Origin of the sequence: Massilia sp. S19_KUP03_FR1 (assembly GCF_036688685.1) — a bacterium.
GTDB lineage: Bacteria > Pseudomonadota > Gammaproteobacteria > Burkholderiales > Burkholderiaceae_D > JALYUM01.
Map to the genome: position 1 here is coordinate 1 of NZ_JAQQPS010000065.1, position 1,760 is coordinate 1,760.

Below are 1,760 nucleotides of genomic sequence, written 5' to 3' on the forward strand. Positions count from 1 at the left end.
GTGTACGCAAAACGTGCCTGGCCTTGAAGAGTGGCCAACTGCGGATGGGTACATGATCCCACGAGTCGCTACATTTACCCACGTTTTTACCCATGTTGTTCGCCTTGCAATTGTACACTTTGATAGGACCTGAGAACCTTAGCGTACCGATTTTCCCGCGCCCTGTTCTCCCCGTCTTATTAAAATAATCTTAATGAACATTGAAAGGCAGAATTTGTTGTTGACTATTTCCAGTCGCCCCATCGTAAAAAGAAGAGCAAATATGGATCGCGAATGTCTAGTACTTCATTTTCAATGTCCCATTCAATAATTACTCGATTTTCGGCGTCATTCGCAATATCCGACATATGAGCACATGCACCTGTAACGCTGGAGCCACTTGGATTACCTTCTGGACAGACACCTGTAATTCGCGCTTGAAGGCTAGCATAACGAATTGTTCGCTCAGGAGGATCCGAAGATATGGCAAACAAAATTATTGGATATACATCTCTAATTGAACCGTCACTTACCTTATGCGCCGTTCTGTTTGTGCCCCTGGTTTTTGGGCCATCCCTCATTTTTGAGACTGTGGAAGAATAATCTGCAGATAATGCCGTACGTACGCATATTTTTCTAACAGTCTCTAGGTCACAGTCATAAACTATATCCGGCTGGCTGTCATAGAAGCCACCTTCAAAGCAAAGATTTAGACAGAGAGACTGCATCAATTGAGGTGATCCAGCTGCTTCGTCCGCCAAAGCGATTAATACGGCGGGCGTGACTTTTATTTTTAGTTCGTTGAAACCAAGATTAGCAATCTGTTGCAGTTCGCCTGCGTCCCAATAATCAAAGTCTATGCCAAAAATTCGGCCTCGAAGATCTGCATTTCCCCGGAGAACATCATCAGAATGGTATGGAACGGAAGCACAGATAAATGTTACACCGCCTCGCACGGCATCCTTAATTTCTTCTGAAATCTGTTTTTGAACCTCTTTATTTACATAGTGAAAATCGTCGATGAAAACTACAAAATCGGTGTTTCCTAGTTCTTTTATGAGTAAGTTCAAGTAGTCAGGAATATGCTCTTCTGCTTTAGTAACAGTACTCCCTTTTGTTCCAGCTATCGAGGCTTCAGCTTTAGCGAGAAAAGGAATGCTACCCCCTGCTGTTGCCCCTGCTGTCACTGAAGCAACAGCAGCGGTCGTCTCAGTAACTTTACTTGGTGTCCCAATTAAATCAAAGACACGGTCCCATAATTTCTTTGGTGAATCAATTCCTGCCCCTGTAACTTGAAGAAGCCGATCATGGCCAAGTGTTTTTTCAATAAAAACCGTTTTGCCTGACTTGGATGGTCCCGACAAAGAAATGACACATGGTCCAGAAAGTAGTGCTTCAGTTAGGTACTTTAATTTTCCTAAAAGATGATCTTCAATAAACGTTACGGAAGGTAACTTATTAGGGGTAAAAACATCTGTAACTTTCATTCGCATCTCCGAAATTTATGTTTTTGTAACAATACGATAACTAGGCATCCAAGCAAACCATTATAAAATCCTTTTGTTGGACTGTCGATACGCTGCGTGCCGTGTATTCGCGCAAGCAATTTTATGTCAAGCGCGAAAGGCGGCTACTTAACCAGAGCAGCTATTTTTACGAGTCTAGCGAGCAGAGGCTGAAAGATCCTCACCAATCACAGGCTAGCTGTTTAGTTTCGTGTGATCATATTCCTCGTCGCAGCATGGCGTTGTTCCGCGCCAAAGCCGTGCTTGACGAGTTGA

At 43.4% G+C, this 1,760-nt stretch carries 1 protein-coding gene; it reads right to left on the minus strand.

Annotated features, from left to right (window positions below):
• Positions 1-224: 224 nt before the first annotated feature.
• Positions 225-1,466 carry a hypothetical protein gene (locus V6M87_RS27140; protein ID WP_332879791.1) on the minus strand — a complete coding sequence of 414 codons (1,242 nt, stop codon included), beginning with the start codon at positions 1,464-1,466 and terminating at the stop codon, positions 225-227.
• Between the last annotated feature and the right edge of the window lie 294 nt (positions 1,467-1,760).